We start from the raw sequence: 14,887 nt of genomic DNA, 5'->3' as shown, positions 1-14,887 counted from the left end.
TGCGCGGGCGTGATTGCTCAGCCCAGCGACGCGCACGGCGCTGCGCGGGCGGTGGTTGCTTTTGAGGCAGGCAATTCGGCGCTGGGGCCGCCCGGCAGGCAACCCTGTGTCGCACCGGGGCGTCAGGCGCGGCGTGCGGCCCAGACGGTGCGCTCGGTACGTACGGCGAGATCCTCGCGGCGCAGAAGGCTATTCGGGCTGTTGGTGTCCAGGAGCTCGTCGAGAGCGGCGAGGTCATCGGGGCTGAGGGCGGGGGCGGCTACGCCTCGGATGCGCTGAAGGCTGCCATAGGCGTAGCGGCCGATGGCTGCGCTGCGCTCACCTTCGATGTTGACGCTGATGGTGCGCTCAGCCTCGACGGTGAAGCCGGCGGCTGTCAGCATCGGCCCCCAGTCGGCGCCGCGGTGCGGAACGTGCTCGGCGTGGAAGCTGTCGGTCGCGGCATGGGCGCGCTCTTCGAGCCCGGGCCGGCTCTCGGGGGCGCCGGCAGGCAGGAAGCGGGGGAAGCCCGCGAGCTCGACGACGGCGAACAGGCCACCGGGGGCGAGCAGGTCGTGAACGCTCGTGAGGGCGCGGTCGGGGTCGGCCATGTGGTGCATCGAGGCAGAGGCCCACACCAGATCCGGTGTGCCGAGGTCGGGCCAGTGGTCGCTGTCGAGGTCGGCCTGCACGGTCCGTACGCGCCCCTCGACGCCGCGGGCGCGTGCCTTCTCACGCAGGAGCTGGAGGTGCCCGGCCGAGGTGTCGACGGCGGTGACGTGCGCGTCAGGGAAGCGTTCGAGGAGCGCGAAGGTGCCCGCGCCGGTGCCGCAGCCCAGGTCCACGATCTGGCGCGGCGCGCTCTTCAGCGGCAGCCAGGCGGTGATGGACGCTATGTGCTCGGCGAGCACCTCGGCATCCAGATCGAGGATCTCCGCCTGCCCGCCATCGCTGTGCTCTTGGCGGCCGCCTGGGCCGTGGTCGGGGTGGTGACCGCCTTCGCCATGGTGGGGGGTGTGCTGGTGCGTTTGGGACATGGCAACAACCGTAAGTCCGTCATGCGCTTTCCGCTCAACTGCTTGCGTAATACGCAAGAAGGTGGCTTGGTGCGCTGCCCAGAACGCAAGATCGCCCACCTCGTCGGGGCCTTCCGCACGATGGTGGCTCGCTACTCGCAGGGGCCCCGGACGGCTCCGCAGTCGGCTTCGGTGCCGTCGCCGGCGTCTTTCTGGTGGCCGCGGCGGGCGTCGCGGTCGAAGATGCCCATGATCTCGCACGGTCCGCCCTCGGCGCCGATGGCGTGCGGCATCATGGTGGGGAACTCGGCGGCCTGGTTGGTCTCGATGCGAAAGCGCCGGTGGCCGAGCATGAGGATGGCGGTGCCGGACAGTACGACGAGCCATTCGCGGCCGGGGTGGGCGCGCATGCGGGCCGGGTTGTCGGGCGGCGGGTCCGTCATCCGCTGACGCATCACGCTCATACCCGGGTCGCCCTTGACGGGCCAGCGCATCAGTCCGTGGGCACCGTCGATCATCGGGCTGATGACGACATCGTCGGCGGCGTTCTCCACGAGCTGGTCCAATGTGGTGTCCAGTGCGCGGGCGAGGGTGACGAGCTGGTCCAGGGCGAGGCGGCGTTGACCGTTCTCGATGCGGCTCAGTGAGGACTGGCTGAGGTTGGCGCGGGTGGCCAGTTCCTCCAGTGACCAGCCCTGCGCGACGCGCAGCGCGCGGATCCGTTTGCGTACGAGGCTGTCCAGCTGCCCATCTTCTTGCGTTATAGGCAACATGGTATGCCGTTGATGCAACGCAGGCTTAGCGTCGAATACAGATGGCCCGGCACGGGGGCCAGGTACACCGAAAGGGCGCGACATGTCTGCGCAGACTCCCCACTACGACAGCGACGCACTGCCCACCGAGACCGTGGACGTGGTGGTGATCGGCGGCGGCGCCGCGGGTCTGAACGGCGCGCTGATGCTGGCCCGCTCCCGCCGCTCGGTCGTCGTGATCGATAGCGGCACCCCGCGCAACGCCCCCGCATCGGCCATGCACGGCTTCATCGTCCTCGACGGTACCCCGCCCCCCGAGATCCTCAAGCGCGGACGCCGGCAGGTACGCGAGTACGGCGGCCAGATCGTCTTCGAGGAAGTGGCCACGGCCGAACCCGCCGCCCCCTCAACGGACGGTGACCTGCGGTTCGCCATCACCCTGGCCGACGGGCGCACGCTGACGGCGCGCCGGGTACTGGTGGCCACCGGCCTGCGCGACGTGCTGCCCGAGGTGCCCGGCCTGGCCCGGCACTGGGGCCGCAACGTGGTGCACTGCCCCTACTGCCACGGCTATGAGGTGCGCGATGAGCCCATCGGCATCCTCGCCACCGGCCCGGCCTCCGTCCATCACGCCTGGCTGTTCCGCCAGCTGACGGACGACCTCGTCTACTTCACCCGCGGCACCGAACTGGACACGGACACCCGCGCCCGCTTCGCCGCCCGCAACATCCGCATCATCGAGACCGACGTCAAGGAAGTCGTCAACGACGACGACGGCACCCTCTCAGGCGTCCGCCTGACCGACTACACCTTCGTGGAGCGGCGGGTCCTGGCTGTCGCCACGCAGATGCAGGCCCGCACCGAGGGCCTGGACGGCCTGAAGCTGCCCATGGAGGACCTGCCCCACAACATGGGCCGCCGCTTCGCCTCCGCCGTGGCCGGCACCACCGAGATCCCGGGCGTGTGGGTGGCCGGCAACGCCACCGACCTCACTGCCCAGGTCGGCGCCTCCGCCGCAGCCGGAGCCCTGGCCGGTTCCCATATCAACGCCCTGCTGGCCACCGCGGACACCGACGCGGCACTCGCCGCCGCACAGAAGACCACCGGCTGACGCCCTGAGCGCCGCTGCTGAACCACCGCGCGGGCCGCCGTCCAGCGGTCCGCGTGGTGAGCAGGTCCCCATCTCACCAACCTGGCGACCGGTCCTGTCCCGGCGCTGATTCCGCATGCCCTTGTGGGAAGGAAACCATGAGTACCAATCAGCCTCCTCAGGCGGCAACCGCGCCGACCGGCGGCGGGGGTACACCGGATGCGCGTCAGCTGCGCGCGATCCTGGCCACCGTCTCGATCGCGCTGATGGCTGTCATCGCCTCGGTGTCCGGGCTGAACGTCGCCCAGACCCACATGGCCGTCGAGTTCGGAGCCTCGCAGACCACTGTCCTGTGGATCATCAATATCTACACGTTGGCCCTGGCTGCGCTGCTGCTGCCGCTCGGCGCGATCGGTGACCGTCTGGGCCGCAAGCCCATGCTGGTCACCGGACTGATCGTCTTCGGTGCCGCCAGCGTCGTCGCGGGCCTCGCCCCGTCGGCGGGGGTCATGATCGCCGCCCGCGTGGCCGCCGGAATCAGCGCCGCGATGATCATGCCGATCACGCTGGCCGTCATCACCTCCACCTTCCCCGAGGAGGAACGAGGCAAGGCCATCGGTGTGTGGACCGGCGTCGCCGGAGGCGGCGGCATCCTGGGCATGTTCCTCTCCGCCCTGCTGGTCGATGTCGCCGACTGGCGGTGGCTGTTCGTGCTGCCCGTGGTCCTGGTGGTCATCGCGCTGGTGATGACGCTGAAGTCCGTGCCCAACTCCCGCGAACGCTCCACCCATTCCTTCGACACCATCGGCGCGCTGGTCTCCACCGTCGCCGTGACCGGTCTCATCTTCGTCCTGCAAGAAGGCCCCGAACGCGGCTGGAGCGCCCCGATCACCCTGTTCAGCCTGGCCGTCGGCGTCATCGCCGCCATCACCTTCGTGGCCTGGGAACTGCACCGCCGCGATGCCTCGCTGCTGGACGTACGCGTCTTCCGCGAGCGCGGCCTGGCCGACGGCTCCATCACCCTGCTCGTCGTCTTCGGCGTCCAGGCCGGTATCGCCGTTGTCCTCTTCCCGTTCTTCCAGGCCGTACTCGGCTGGTCCGGTCTGCTGTCCACCGTGGCGATGATGCCCATGGCCGTCGTCATGATGATGACCTCCGGCCTGGCCCCCAAGATGGCCGCCAAGATCGGCGCCCGCTCCACCATGACCGTGGGCGTCACCCTGGCCACGCTCGGCCTGGCCCTGATGGCCCTGTTCGTGTCCGTCGACGACGGCTACCTGTCCATCCTCGCCGGCATGCTCGCCATGGGCATCGGCATGGGTCTGTCGATGACACCCTCCACCGAGGCCATCACCAGCTCCCTGCCCCGCGCCAAACAGGGTGTCGCCTCCGCGCTCAACGACGTCACCCGCGAGTTCGGCACCGCCCTCGGCGTCGCCATGCTCGGCGCGCTCCTGGCCAACGGCTACCGCAGCGCCATCGACAGCAAGCTCGACGGCATCCCCACGGGCGCCGCGGACACCGCACGCGAAGGCATCGCCAACGCCATCGAGGTCGCACCCGAGACCGGCAGCCACGCCCAGGCCCTGATCCACGCCGCACAGCAGTCCTTCGTCGACGGCTGGCGGCAGGCCATGTGGATCGGCGCCGCCGTCATGGCCGCACTGCTCGTCCACGTCGCCCTGCGCGGCCCGGAGAACACCGCACCCCTCCAGCCCGACGACGAGGCAGCCCGGGAGACCGGAGCCGCGGACCACGTCGCCGCCCGCTGACCTCGCGGGACCTGCCCCGAGCCACCCATCACCCCATCACATGCAGGAGAAGCACTCATTTACGGCCCCCGCAACGCCGTCCCGAGCACGGCGTGCCGCTCGGGCACTCGTAGGCGAGTGAGGGCCGCCCCGGGGGTGCCTCCTCGGGTGACGGTCAGTTGGGGTTGTCGGCGTGTGTGAGGGTCGTCCAGGCGTTGAAGTAGTTGTCCGTGCCGGAGGGCCGGTGTGCCTCCGTGTACTTCTGGGTGTTGGACATGCTGATACCGAGGCGGTTGTGGAGCGCGTTGAAGCCGACCTCGGTGACCCGGGCGAGGCCCGTGTTGACCGAGCCGCCGCACAGCCAGGACGGCACGGCGGCGCCGTTCTCGTAGGAGGTGTGGAAGCCCAGTGCCTGGCGCAGCCGGTCCTGGACCTTCGGATAGAGGTCCTGGCCCTGGATGCGGCTGGTTTCCGCGATGTCCGCGATGGAGGCGATGCCCCATCCGGTGTGCCCGAAGTCGCGGCAGGTCTCCTGGGCGAGGCCGTCGGTGAAGGTGCTCTGGCCCTGCCAGTACTTGATGATCTCGGCGCTGGTGTCGATGCTGCTGCCCGCGGGCGGCTTGGGCAGGTCGCCGTCACTGGTCAGGTAGACGTACGCGGGGACGCGGGCGAGGAAGGTGCTGACCGCCTTGTCGTAGCTGGTGCGGTCCTCGATGAAGACCGAGATGCCGATGGCCGCCTCGGTCATGACCAGTTCCCAGTTGCCGTTCTTGGTCGCCGCGCCGTTGACGACCTCGGGGAGGTACACGGTGCGAAGCATGGTCGCGAAGCGCCCGGCGCCCGGCCAGCCGCCGTCGTAGGTGTACTTGATGATCTCGGCGGCGCGCGGCCAGGTCGCCCCGGACCAGCCGGTCTGCAGGGGGGCGTTGCTGTTGGTGTGATCCGTGATGGTCCCGGACCAGGCGTCCATGATCTCGATCGACTTCTTGGCGTACCTGCTGTCCCGGGTGAAGTACCAGGCGAGCGCGGTGGTGTAGGCCGCTATGGCGTCCTGACGCTCGTCGGTGCAGCCGTAGTTGGGGTTGGACGACGAGCCGCACTCCACTACGGCCCGCGGCTTGGCCGTACGCGACAACGAGGCGTACGAACTCGCCATCATGCCGTCGTACGCGGCCTTCCACGGCTGTTGACCGGCCTGCACCTTCGAGCGGGCGAAGTCGAGTTGGGCCCGGCTGACCAGCACACCGGGGTGAGTGAAGGCCGCCGGTGCGGCCGTGGCCCGTGGGGCCGGTCCGGAGAACTGAAGACTCAGCAGGCCGGCCAGCAGGGCCAGAACAGTGAGCAGTGCGGTTCTGGTTCGTGCCATCCGATGACCTCATTCACGAATGGGAACGCAGTTCCGAATGCGGAAAGGTTGGTCCGGACCATAAGGATGTACCGTGAACATGTCAATGCACGCGTCATCCCCACAGGCGGCGGCTGGGGCCCGCCCGGGTGCGCGTCCGTCAGTCGATCGAGTCCATGAAACCCAGCATCCGGCGGTTGACCTCGTCCGCGTGGTCGATCTGCGGTCCGTGACCGGTGTTCGAGACAATCTCGGCCCGGGCGCCCCGTATCAGCCGCGGGACGCGCTCCACTTGCCGCATCGGATGCACGAGAAGGCTTCGCTTGCCGAGCACCAGATAGAGCGGGGTGCGGATGGTGGACAGTTCCTCCTCCGACAGAGGCAGTGGAGCCGGACGGCGAATGCGGTAGGCGCGGACGCCCGCTCTGATCATCGCGCGCAGCTGTGGCACGACGAGGACGGGCTGCTCCAGCCAGGCCGCCAGTCGAGGGCGTAGCGCCTTGGGCGCGAAGGTCGCGAAGAGGCTGACGAATATCCAGGCGAAGAAACGCAGGCCGACCTTCTCAAGGCCGCCGGGGTCGAGCAGGGTCACCGAGGCGAGGCGTGCGGGCCTGCGGTGTGCCTGATTCAGGGCGAGCCATCCTCCGTAGGAGGAACCGACCAGGTGGACGCGGTCGAGGCCGAGTCCGGCGAGTGTCTCGTCCAGCCACTGGGCGGCACGGTCGGGCTGGTGAATGGGTTCACGCTGATCACTGCGGCCGGGGTCACCTGGTGTGTCGATCGCGTAGACGGGGCGCTCGGCGCTGAGTGCCGGAGTGTTCGGGTACCACATCGCGGAGCAGCTGCCGGCGCCATGCACCAGGACCACCGGGGTGCGGGAGGCGTCGGCCGGGTCGCCCGGGCCGTACCGGTAGACGTGCGTCGTCCCGAAGCTGGTCTCCACGTCCTCCTCCGCGACAGTCGACGCACCCATGGCGTAGACGGCGTCGCACGCGGAGAAGTAACGCTCACGAAGGGCGTCGCTCACATACCGCCCCACGTCGGGCCGGACGCGTTCGCGGGTCGTGGTCTCGGGCACGGAAGGCCACCTCCAGAGGCAACAACGCGATTGTGATACGACCGTACCATAAAAATGGTACGGTCGTATCATGAAAACGGCCGAGCAACCGGCGCGGACGGACGAGAGGCGCAACCGATGCCGAAGCGCGTGGACCACGCACAACGACGAACCGAGATCGCCGAGGCGCTCGTCAGGGTCGCGGCGCGGCGCGGGCTGCACGCCGTGGGGATGCGCGATGTGGCAGCGGAGGCCGGCGTGTCACTACGGCTGGTCCAGTACTACTTCGAGACCAAGGAGAAGCTGTTGCTCTTCGGGCTGCAGCATCTGACGGAGAGGTTCGGAGAGCGGGTCGCCGCCCGGGTTCGGGCCGCCGGGAGCAGTCCGGGCCCACGCGCCGTGATCGAGGCGCTTTTGATGGCGGCACTGCCGACCGATGACGAAAGCCGCACGTTCCACTTCCTCTACACCTCGTACGCCGTCCTGTCCGTGACCGACGAGGCCCTCGCCGCCCAGCCCTTCATCGCGAACCCTGATGCCGCCGAGGACACCCTCACCGGACTCCTCCGGCAGGCACAGGAGGCCGATCTCACCGGGCCCGGAATCGATGCGAGAGACGAAGCAGTCAGCCTGCTCGCCATGTCAGCCGGACTCGGCACCAGCATCCTCGTCGGCCAGCGCAGCCCGGAGTCCGCAACCGCGATCCTGAATCTTCACCTGAACCGGATCTTCCGGGTCGGTTGACAGGTGTCGCACATTTTTCACTCCGTGCACGAGCGCTCCGTTCGATAGCTTCTGCCGATGCGGAAACTTGCGGAGATCGATGACCTGTCGGGGCTGGTGCGTGACGTGCTGGGATCGGGCTGCCGTGCGGTCGCGGTGGACCGGTTGCGCGGGGGCAGCAAGAAGGGGGTGTACCGCGTTCGAGTCGACGGAGCCCCGATGACGAGTGTGATCGTCTACAGCTGGGCCGAAGAGGAGAACTTCTGGCCGGGCCACAACGGAATCGATACCAGGGACCCGTTCGCACCCGCCTCAGGTCTGGCATCGTTCCTTACCGCCCAGCGGACTCTGGACAGCCTGGGTGTAAGGGTTCCGCGGGTTCTCCTGGCGGACACCAGCCGGCGCCGCTACCCGGCGGACGTGGCCGTGGTCGAGGACATCTCCGCGGGCACTCTCGAAGCACTTTTTGAGAGCGATCCCGCCCGCGCGAATGCGGCCGTGGACGACCTGGCCGCGACGGTGGACGTCATGCACCGACACCTCGCCCCGAACTACGGCCGGGTCGATCTCCTGGAGCAGGGCGGCACAGCCAGCGGAGTCTCCTGCGAGCAACTGGTTCTCGACCGGGCGTTGCGCGATCTCGAAGAGGCCGCGGGCAGAGACCGCAGGATCGCCGCAGCAGACGGTCACTTGCGCGACCGTCTCCACGGCTTGGCCGCACTGGTCACCCCGCGTGCCGAGTACGGATTGATCCACGGGGAACTGGGCCCCGACCACGTCCTGGTCGACGGCGACGGCCATCCGGTGCTGATCGACATCGAGGGCCTCATGCACTTCGACATCGAGTGGGAGCATGTCTTCCTGCAGCTCCGCTTCGGAAAGCGCTACCCCGTCCTGTCCCGGCCCGGCCTCGACCCGCAGCGGCTGGCCCTCTACCGGCTCGCGATGCGCCTGTCCCTGGTCGTCGGCCCGTTGCGCCTGCTTGACGGTGACTACCCCGACCGGGCTTTCATGCACGAGATCGCCGAGCACAACCTGAAGGAAGCCCTGGCACTCGTGCTGTAGCAGAGGGCAACGGCCCCGCCCTTGAAAGGGCCACTGATCTTCTACGGCCGTTCGCTGACGAACGTGCCCGTCATCCCCGCAGGTGGGCAAGGAGTTCGTCTCCAACGGGATAGGGGCGTTCCCGGGGCAGGAGCCGGGCGGCGGAGTCCAAGTCGCCACCGCTGACGAGGGCGTGGATCTCGTGGGCGAGTGGGGTCACGTCGCGGATGGCGACCGTCCACTCGTCCGCGTAGCGTCGTGCGGCCTCACCGGAGAGACCGAGTTGCAGGGACCGGTACGGCAGGGGCTCCAGGTGCAGGTCCCGTTCGGGGTCCCACTGGACGCGAGTGGGCGCACGCTTCAACTGCCGCTGCCAGGCGGCTCGGTCGGGATGTATCGCTCGGGCGTAGCTCGACAGACACGCGTGGCGCAGCGCCCACTCGAAGCCGTCGCGACGGATCTCCACAGCGAGGACGGTCTCCTGCCCCGCCTTCGCGCCCCAGCCACAGCGGTACATCATCCACAGGAACGACGGCTTGATCCATGTCATGCGGTCCCGCTTCCACGCGGCGGGGAAACGGCCCCTGCCAACCGCAGGTATGCCGATCTCCGGCGCGTACGCCTGGTAGACGGTGATCGTGGACTCCGTGTGGAGCGCGCGGATCCTGCGTTGTGGTTCTTCCATGGCGTACAGGGTGGGGCCGAACGACTCCCATGGACCATCGATTTTCGACTGCTAGCCCGGTGCGGCTCATGCATCGCAGCTCTCACAGGCGGCGCAGGACCTGTGCCTCCACGCGCTCGACAAGCGTACGGCCGTATACGTGCACGAGGGAGAGATGGAAGAGGGACGGCGCCAATGGTGCCCAGCGGTGGATGCGGTTGGTCCGCACCATGTACTTGACCACCGTTGTCGGCCGGAAGGGAACGTAGTCGAGGGTGTGGTGTTCCCAGCGATCGGCGACACCCCGGCTCATGCGCTCTTGAAGACCCGCGCTTGAGACGTCCTTCAGCCTGGCGTAGAAGTGACCACTCCAGTGGCGCTTGTCTATGTCCAGGACGAACGCCAGGAGATCGAGAGAGTATTCGTGGGGCTCCAGGGACAGTTCCTCCCGCATCCCGCGTCGGGCCACCGCGTGCAGGTCCGGTGCGCTCCTCCCCGAGGAATCGATGTGCCTCGAAAGACCCTCGTTGACGGAGGAGTTCCAGACGCCTGGTGCCATGCGTACCCGGTTGCTCCGTTGGCTCACGACGAGCATGTCGTCGGCGGTCACCACGGCGACGTTGACGGCGAAACTGCACTGGAGAAAGGACGGAGCCGCCAGTGGGTCATCGGGATTCAGATAGCGGGACCGGGGCGTGGTGCCGTCGGAGAGCCTGCGGTCCAGTTGCTGAGCGGCAAGGAACGTGTAGTAGTCGGTAGGGCGCAGCCTCAGGTGGATCTCGGGCTTCTCGTCGAGAGGGCTACGGGAGATGTCGAAGGACTCGACGGCGTAGCGCGGACCGTTCCACAGGGGCGTGCGTCCCTCCGCCTGCAATCGCTCGGCCTCTTCGGCGATTTCGTCCCGCCAGTCGGCCATGTCCCGTGGCAGAACCACCTCTTCGTCGAGCACCTGGACGGTGATGGCGTCCGCAGACACCGGAGACGACCCGTCGCCTTCGACGATCAACGCGGAAGTCCGCAGCGGCCCGAGCGAGAACGTCTGCCAGGCGGGCCCCGATTCCTCCTGCCGTCGCATGATGCGAATCGCGGTCGTGGAGCGCTTGCGCAGCCGGTACCAGGCGTCCTGCAACGGCTGTTGGAACAGCACGGCGCAGACCATGCCGAGCAGGGCGCCCACCACTCCGTTCGCAACATCGATTCCGTCCATGCCAGAGACATTAAGGATCTTGCTGCTGTGGCGAGTCGTCGTGCCTCATCCGTTACCTGTTGAGGGCCGGCGCGAACGGTGCGGGCTACCGCTCCGTGGCTTCCGGTGCGGGAGCGACACCCGTCGGGCAGGACGCCCCCCAGTTCGTCTCGAAGGGGGCGTCCAGCTTGACGCCCGTGCCGCCCAGCCCGCAGTACCCCGCCGGATTCTTGTCCAGGTACTGCTGGTGGTAGCCCTCCGCGGGGAAGAAGTCGCGGCCCTCGGCCGGGAGGATCTCCGTGGTGATCGTGCCGTAGCCGGAGGCGGTGAGGACCTTCTGGTAGGCCTCGCGGGAGGCCTCGGCGGTCGCGGCCTGGGCGGGGGTGTGGGTGTGGACGGCGGAGCGGTACTGCGTGCCGACGTCGTTGCCCTGGCGGAAGCCCTGGGTGGGGTCGTGGGACTCCCAGAAGACCTGGAGGAGGCGGCTGTACGAGATGACGGACGGGTCGTAGACCACGCGCACGACCTCCGTGTGGCCCGTCAGGCCCGAGCAGACCTCCTCGTACGTGGGGTTCTCGGTGTGGCCGCCCTGGTAGCCGACCAGTGTCGTCCACACGCCGGCCGGGAGCTGCCAGAACTTCCGCTCGGCACCCCAGAAGCAGCCCAGGGCGAAGTCGGCGATCTCCAGGCCCTCGGGGTAGGGACCCAGCAGCGGGTTGCCGAGGACGGTGTGGCGCTCGGGCACCGTGAAGGCCGGCTCCGGGCGGCCGGGGAGAGCCTGCTCGGGGGTCGGCAGCTGGGGTGTACGGCTGTACGAGAACATGTGGTCTCCGCGGGGTGGGTTCCGAGGCGGTTTCCGGGGCGCGCTGCGTGGCGTGGCGGCGCATACGGCTCCGGGGTCACCTGGATCAACGTAGGAGCGCGGTCGGGCATTCCGGGAGGCGCTGCCCGGCCAGGTGCCGGGGGTGCCCGGTGGCCTCCGGCGGGTCGCCCGGCGGCCACCGGCCCGCTGTCAGGCCCGCAGCGTCGCCGGGCTGCCGCCGTTCGCCTCGTAGCCCGCCACCGCCAGTGCCCGGAATATCGCGTAGTCCGCGGCCGGGTCCGCCGTGAGGGTCCACGGCAGGGCGCCCACATGGCCGTCGACGTGGACGAGCTGGCTCATCGCCTCGGCCCAGCGCTCGCTGCGGACCAGGAACCACACCAGGAGGTGGCGGACATGGGCCAGCATCGGGTCGTCCGGGCGGGCCGCGTGGACCGCGAACAGGGCGCCGTGGATCGCCTTCGTCACGACCTCGCTCTGGTAGAAGCCGCTGACCAGGTTCACCTCGGGCAGGTGCTCGAAGACCGCGAACAGGGGCATGGCCGCGAGGAGCGAGCCCTGGGGCGCCCGGGCCGCGGCCGACTCCGCGAACGCGTACGCCAGCTCCCGCGAGCCGTGCCACTTCTCGCACCAGTAGTGCAACGCCGCCAGATGCGCGCCCATGTGCGTCGGCGCACGGTCCAGGATCTTCAGCCAGAGCTTCTCGAACTCCGGCTGGGAATAGGCGAGTCCGCGTGCCACAGACAGCTCGATGATGTACGGGATCGGGTCACCCGGAGCCAGCAGCGCGGCATCGCCGCAGGCCGCCTTCGCCTCCTCCATGATGATCCGGAAGTCGTCCGTGCCCGGTGTCGACGTCCGCCAGGCCTGCTGCACCAGGAACTCCGCGTGCACCGCCGCCCCGCCCGCGTCCTTCGGCGCCTCGGCCCGCCACACACGCAGCCACTGCCCGCCCGGGGCATCACTCACCCCGCCCGGACGCTGCTGCAGCTCCAGCGCGGCGGCGCCCGCGAAGGCCTGCACCCGCTGCCACCGCCGCTCGCCCTCCGCCTCGGTGCCCGCGAGCAGCTGCGACGCGGCACGGTAGTTCTGCGTGCCCTGCACCACGTCCAGGACGTCCAGCAGGTCCTGGTCGGGGCCGGGCATGCGGATGTCCAGCTCCTCCTGCTGGACGAAGCCGTAGTTCGCCGGGTCCGCGGCGTCCGGGTCGCCGGGCGCCACCTGCTGGATTCCGGCACGCCTGCGCATCACCATCGGACCGATGACGAAGCTCATCATGACCAGGGCGATCAGGACCCAGAGAATCTCCATGGCTCAAGCGAACCAGACGGCTCTGACAATTGGCCAACCAGGCCGGGTCACGACTTCGTTCCCGTGGTTCGTTCCCGTGGTCCCCTGGTCCCCTGGTTCCTGTGACCCGGACCCGGACCCGGACCCGGACCCGGACCCGGCGCCGGGCGTCGTCCGCCGCGTCCACCCGCCGGGCACACTACGCTCGGTGCCCATGAGCGACAGGCACATCAGTCAGCACTTCGAGACTCTCGCGATCCACGCGGGCAACACCGCGGATCCCCTCACCGGCGCGGTCGTCCCGCCGATCTACCAGGTCTCGACCTACAAGCAGGACGGCGTGGGCGGCCTGCGCGGCGGCTACGAGTACAGCCGAAGCGCGAACCCCACCCGGACCGCGCTGGAGGAGAACCTCGCCGCCCTGGAGGGCGGCCGCCGCGGTCTCGCGTTCGCGTCCGGGCTGGCCGCCGAGGACTGCCTGTTGCGTACGCTCCTCAGCCCCGGCGACCACGTGGTCATCCCGAACGACGCGTACGGCGGCACGTTCCGCCTGTTCGCGAAGGTCGTCTCGCGGTGGGGGGTGGAATGGTCGGTCGCCGACACCAGCGATCCCGCCGCCGTACGGGCCGCCCTCACCCCGAAGACCAAGGTCGTCTGGGTGGAGACCCCCTCCAACCCGCTCCTCGGCATCACCGACATCGCAGCCGTCGCCCAGGTCGCCCGGGAGGCCGGTGCCAAGCTGGTCGTCGACAACACCTTCGCCACCCCCTACCTCCAGCAGCCGCTCGCGCTCGGCGCGGACGTCGTCGTGCACTCGCTGACCAAGTACATGGGCGGCCATTCCGACGTGGTCGGCGGCGCGCTCGTCGTCAGCGACCAGGGGCTGGGCGAGGAGCTGGCGTACCACCAGAACGCGATGGGCGCGGTCGCCGGGCCCTTCGACTCCTGGCTGGTGCTGCGCGGGACGAAGACGCTCGCCGTGCGCATGGACCGGCACAGCGACAACGCCACCAGGGTCGCCGACATGCTCAGCCGGCACCCGAGCGTGACGCGCGTGCTGTACCCGGGCCTCCCGGAGCACCCGGGGCACGAGGTCGCCGCCAAGCAGATGAAGGCGTTCGGCGGCATGGTGTCGTTCCAGGTGGCGGGCGGCGAGGAGGCCGCCGTCGCGGTCTGCGACCGCGCCAAGGTGTTCACGCTCGGCGAGTCCCTGGGCGGCGTCGAGTCCCTGATCGAGCACCCGGGGCGCATGACGCACGCGTCCGCGGCCGGCTCGGCGCTTGAGGTGCCCGCCGATCTCGTACGCCTCTCCGTGGGTATCGAGAACGTCGACGACCTCCTGGAGGACCTGCAGCAGGCCCTCGGCTAGCCATCACCCGCCGGTCTGCGGTCACCAGCCGGTCAGCGGTGGAGTCGTGTCCGACGGCGGCTCCACCCAGGGGCGCGTCATCGAGGCCCACACGACGAACGCGACCACCGCGGCCAGCAGCACCAACCACATGAGGCGGCGGGCCGCGGTCCTGCGGCGCAGCATGCGCGCACCGCGCCGCAGCGCGTCCCCGTACAGCTCGGGCGGCACCGGCGGCGGCGTCCGCTCCAGCATCCGCCGCACGGCCGCCTCCCGCTCGCGCAGGCTCATGACGGCGCCACCTCCGCCTCCACCGCCGTCGGCGCGGGCCTGCGCGGCGGATGGAGCAGCGTCGCCATGGCACGGGCGCAGATCGTGCGCACGCGTTCGACGGGCAGCCCCAGCAGCGCCGCCGTCTGCTCCTCGGCGACTCCCTCGTACAGCCTGAGGACGACGATCAGCCGTTCCTGAGCGCTCAGCCCTGCCAGAACCCCCACCGGGACGGCACGGGACCGGCCGTACTGGCGCAACCGGCCGTACCGGTGCCACGCACCGCGCGCGAAGCGCACGGCCAGCTGCTGGCGGGTCCGGTCGTACGGGTCCTCGCCGCGCAGCCGGTCCCAGGACGCGTACGTGTGGGCGAGGGCCAGGGTCAGCAGGCGCCGCGCGCGGGGGTTGCCGGTCGGCGGTTCCGCCGTGAGCAGCGTCGCCGCATGGAGGAGCCGCCCAGCCGCGCCCGCGACGAACGCCTCAAACTCCCGGGCACGGCGGGCGCCTTGGGACGCCTGCCGATCTCGCACCGCGCCTCCCGCTGAGGGCACC

15 protein-coding genes are annotated in these 14,887 nt (G+C 69.6%); 5 read left to right on the top strand and 10 right to left on the bottom strand.

Going from position 1 to position 14,887, the window contains the following annotated elements; genetic code table 11:
* Positions 1-122 precede the first annotated feature (122 nt).
* A complete protein-coding gene (locus IE262_RS11100) occupies positions 123-1,016 on the bottom strand; it encodes a class I SAM-dependent methyltransferase (RefSeq protein ID WP_189873215.1) in 894 nt (297 codons plus the stop codon).
* Positions 1,017-1,147: 131 nt separating this feature from the next.
* The gene (locus IE262_RS11095; RefSeq protein WP_189873213.1) at positions 1,148-1,768 is read right to left on the bottom strand and encodes an XRE family transcriptional regulator; all 621 of its coding nucleotides are present in this window, start codon (positions 1,766-1,768) and stop codon (positions 1,148-1,150) included.
* 82 nt (positions 1,769-1,850) lie between these two features.
* Here IE262_RS11095 and IE262_RS11090 point away from each other — a divergent pair, with 82 nt between their 5' ends.
* Positions 1,851-2,858, top strand: a complete 1,008-nt coding sequence (locus IE262_RS11090) for an NAD(P)/FAD-dependent oxidoreductase (protein WP_189873211.1) — start codon at positions 1,851-1,853, stop codon at positions 2,856-2,858.
* Between the two features lie 137 nt (positions 2,859-2,995).
* Positions 2,996-4,609 (top strand): MFS transporter, encoded by a 1,614-nt coding sequence (locus IE262_RS11085; protein WP_189873209.1) that lies wholly within the window; start codon positions 2,996-2,998, stop codon positions 4,607-4,609.
* A 154-nt stretch (positions 4,610-4,763) separates the two neighbouring features.
* Here the strand turns inward: IE262_RS11085 and IE262_RS11080 are convergent, their stop codons facing one another.
* Together IE262_RS11080 and IE262_RS11075 are read right to left on the bottom strand one after the other, a co-directional pair.
* Entirely contained in the window at positions 4,764-5,954 is a 1,191-nt protein-coding gene (locus IE262_RS11080; RefSeq protein WP_189873207.1) for an alginate lyase family protein, read from the bottom strand.
* Positions 5,955-6,093: 139 nt separating this feature from the next.
* Positions 6,094-7,011: an alpha/beta fold hydrolase gene (locus tag IE262_RS11075; protein ID WP_229877207.1), complete on the bottom strand. Its 918-nt coding sequence runs from the start codon at positions 7,009-7,011 to the stop codon at positions 6,094-6,096.
* A 117-nt stretch (positions 7,012-7,128) separates the two neighbouring features.
* Here IE262_RS11075 and IE262_RS11070 point away from each other — a divergent pair, with 117 nt between their 5' ends.
* Together IE262_RS11070 and IE262_RS11065 are read left to right on the top strand one after the other, a co-directional pair.
* On the top strand, positions 7,129-7,734 hold the full coding sequence (locus IE262_RS11070; RefSeq protein ID WP_189873203.1) for a TetR/AcrR family transcriptional regulator: 606 nt from the start codon (positions 7,129-7,131) through the stop codon (positions 7,732-7,734).
* Between the two features lie 57 nt (positions 7,735-7,791).
* The gene (locus IE262_RS11065) at positions 7,792-8,778 is read left to right on the top strand and encodes a phosphotransferase family protein (RefSeq protein ID WP_189873201.1); all 987 of its coding nucleotides are present in this window, start codon (positions 7,792-7,794) and stop codon (positions 8,776-8,778) included.
* A 70-nt stretch (positions 8,779-8,848) separates the two neighbouring features.
* On the opposite strand, the gene IE262_RS11060 is transcribed toward IE262_RS11065, so the two are convergent.
* From IE262_RS11060 to IE262_RS11045, 4 genes are all read right to left on the bottom strand, one after another.
* Positions 8,849-9,442, bottom strand: a complete 594-nt coding sequence (locus IE262_RS11060) for a DUF4291 domain-containing protein (protein ID WP_189873199.1) — start codon at positions 9,440-9,442, stop codon at positions 8,849-8,851.
* 82 nt (positions 9,443-9,524) lie between these two features.
* Complete coding sequence (locus IE262_RS11055; RefSeq protein WP_189873197.1) at positions 9,525-10,628, bottom strand: hypothetical protein; 1,104 nt, start codon at positions 10,626-10,628, stop codon at positions 9,525-9,527.
* Between the two features lie 85 nt (positions 10,629-10,713).
* The gene (msrA, locus tag IE262_RS11050) at positions 10,714-11,430 is read right to left on the bottom strand and encodes a peptide-methionine (S)-S-oxide reductase MsrA (RefSeq protein WP_189873195.1); all 717 of its coding nucleotides are present in this window, start codon (positions 11,428-11,430) and stop codon (positions 10,714-10,716) included.
* A gap of 189 nt (positions 11,431-11,619) precedes the next feature.
* On the bottom strand, positions 11,620-12,738 hold the full coding sequence (locus IE262_RS11045; protein ID WP_189873193.1) for a hypothetical protein: 1,119 nt from the start codon (positions 12,736-12,738) through the stop codon (positions 11,620-11,622).
* A gap of 193 nt (positions 12,739-12,931) precedes the next feature.
* Here IE262_RS11045 and IE262_RS11040 point away from each other — a divergent pair, with 193 nt between their 5' ends.
* On the top strand, positions 12,932-14,086 hold the full coding sequence (locus IE262_RS11040) for a cystathionine gamma-synthase (RefSeq protein WP_189873191.1): 1,155 nt from the start codon (positions 12,932-12,934) through the stop codon (positions 14,084-14,086).
* 21 nt (positions 14,087-14,107) lie between these two features.
* On the opposite strand, the gene IE262_RS11035 is transcribed toward IE262_RS11040, so the two are convergent.
* Both IE262_RS11035 and IE262_RS11030 read right to left on the bottom strand, forming a co-directional pair.
* A complete protein-coding gene (locus IE262_RS11035; protein WP_189873189.1) occupies positions 14,108-14,356 on the bottom strand; it encodes a hypothetical protein in 249 nt (82 codons plus the stop codon).
* Positions 14,353-14,865: a sigma factor-like helix-turn-helix DNA-binding protein gene (locus tag IE262_RS11030; protein ID WP_134029167.1), complete on the bottom strand. Its 513-nt coding sequence runs from the start codon at positions 14,863-14,865 to the stop codon at positions 14,353-14,355. Before IE262_RS11030 ends, IE262_RS11035 begins: the two co-directional genes overlap by 4 nt.
* Positions 14,866-14,887: the final 22 nt, after the last annotated feature.

The organism is Streptomyces bluensis (assembly GCF_014650715.1).
Classification (GTDB): Bacteria; Actinomycetota; Actinomycetes; order Streptomycetales; family Streptomycetaceae; genus Streptomyces; species Streptomyces bluensis.
This window is presented reverse-complemented; position numbering and strand designations above follow the sequence as displayed.

Excerpts from the sequence above, each read along its gene's own strand:
- IE262_RS11100 (WP_189873215.1), bottom strand. The coding sequence starts at position 1,016 with ATGTCCCAAACGCACCAGCACACCCCCCACCATGGCGAAGGCGGTCAC.
- IE262_RS11095 (WP_189873213.1), bottom strand. The coding sequence starts at position 1,768 with ATGTTGCCTATAACGCAAGAAGATGGGCAGCTGGACAGCCTCGTACGC.
- IE262_RS11090 (WP_189873211.1), top strand. The coding sequence starts at position 1,851 with ATGTCTGCGCAGACTCCCCACTACGACAGCGACGCACTGCCCACCGAG.
- IE262_RS11085 (WP_189873209.1), top strand. The coding sequence starts at position 2,996 with ATGAGTACCAATCAGCCTCCTCAGGCGGCAACCGCGCCGACCGGCGGC.
- IE262_RS11080 (WP_189873207.1), bottom strand. The coding sequence starts at position 5,954 with ATGGCACGAACCAGAACCGCACTGCTCACTGTTCTGGCCCTGCTGGCC.
- IE262_RS11070 (WP_189873203.1), top strand. The coding sequence starts at position 7,129 with ATGCCGAAGCGCGTGGACCACGCACAACGACGAACCGAGATCGCCGAG.
- IE262_RS11065 (WP_189873201.1), top strand. The coding sequence starts at position 7,792 with ATGCGGAAACTTGCGGAGATCGATGACCTGTCGGGGCTGGTGCGTGAC.
- IE262_RS11060 (WP_189873199.1), bottom strand. The coding sequence starts at position 9,442 with ATGGAAGAACCACAACGCAGGATCCGCGCGCTCCACACGGAGTCCACG.
- IE262_RS11055 (WP_189873197.1), bottom strand. The coding sequence starts at position 10,628 with ATGGACGGAATCGATGTTGCGAACGGAGTGGTGGGCGCCCTGCTCGGC.
- msrA (WP_189873195.1), bottom strand. The coding sequence starts at position 11,430 with ATGTTCTCGTACAGCCGTACACCCCAGCTGCCGACCCCCGAGCAGGCT.
- IE262_RS11045 (WP_189873193.1), bottom strand. The coding sequence starts at position 12,738 with ATGGAGATTCTCTGGGTCCTGATCGCCCTGGTCATGATGAGCTTCGTC.
- IE262_RS11040 (WP_189873191.1), top strand. The coding sequence starts at position 12,932 with ATGAGCGACAGGCACATCAGTCAGCACTTCGAGACTCTCGCGATCCAC.
- IE262_RS11035 (WP_189873189.1), bottom strand. The coding sequence starts at position 14,356 with ATGAGCCTGCGCGAGCGGGAGGCGGCCGTGCGGCGGATGCTGGAGCGG.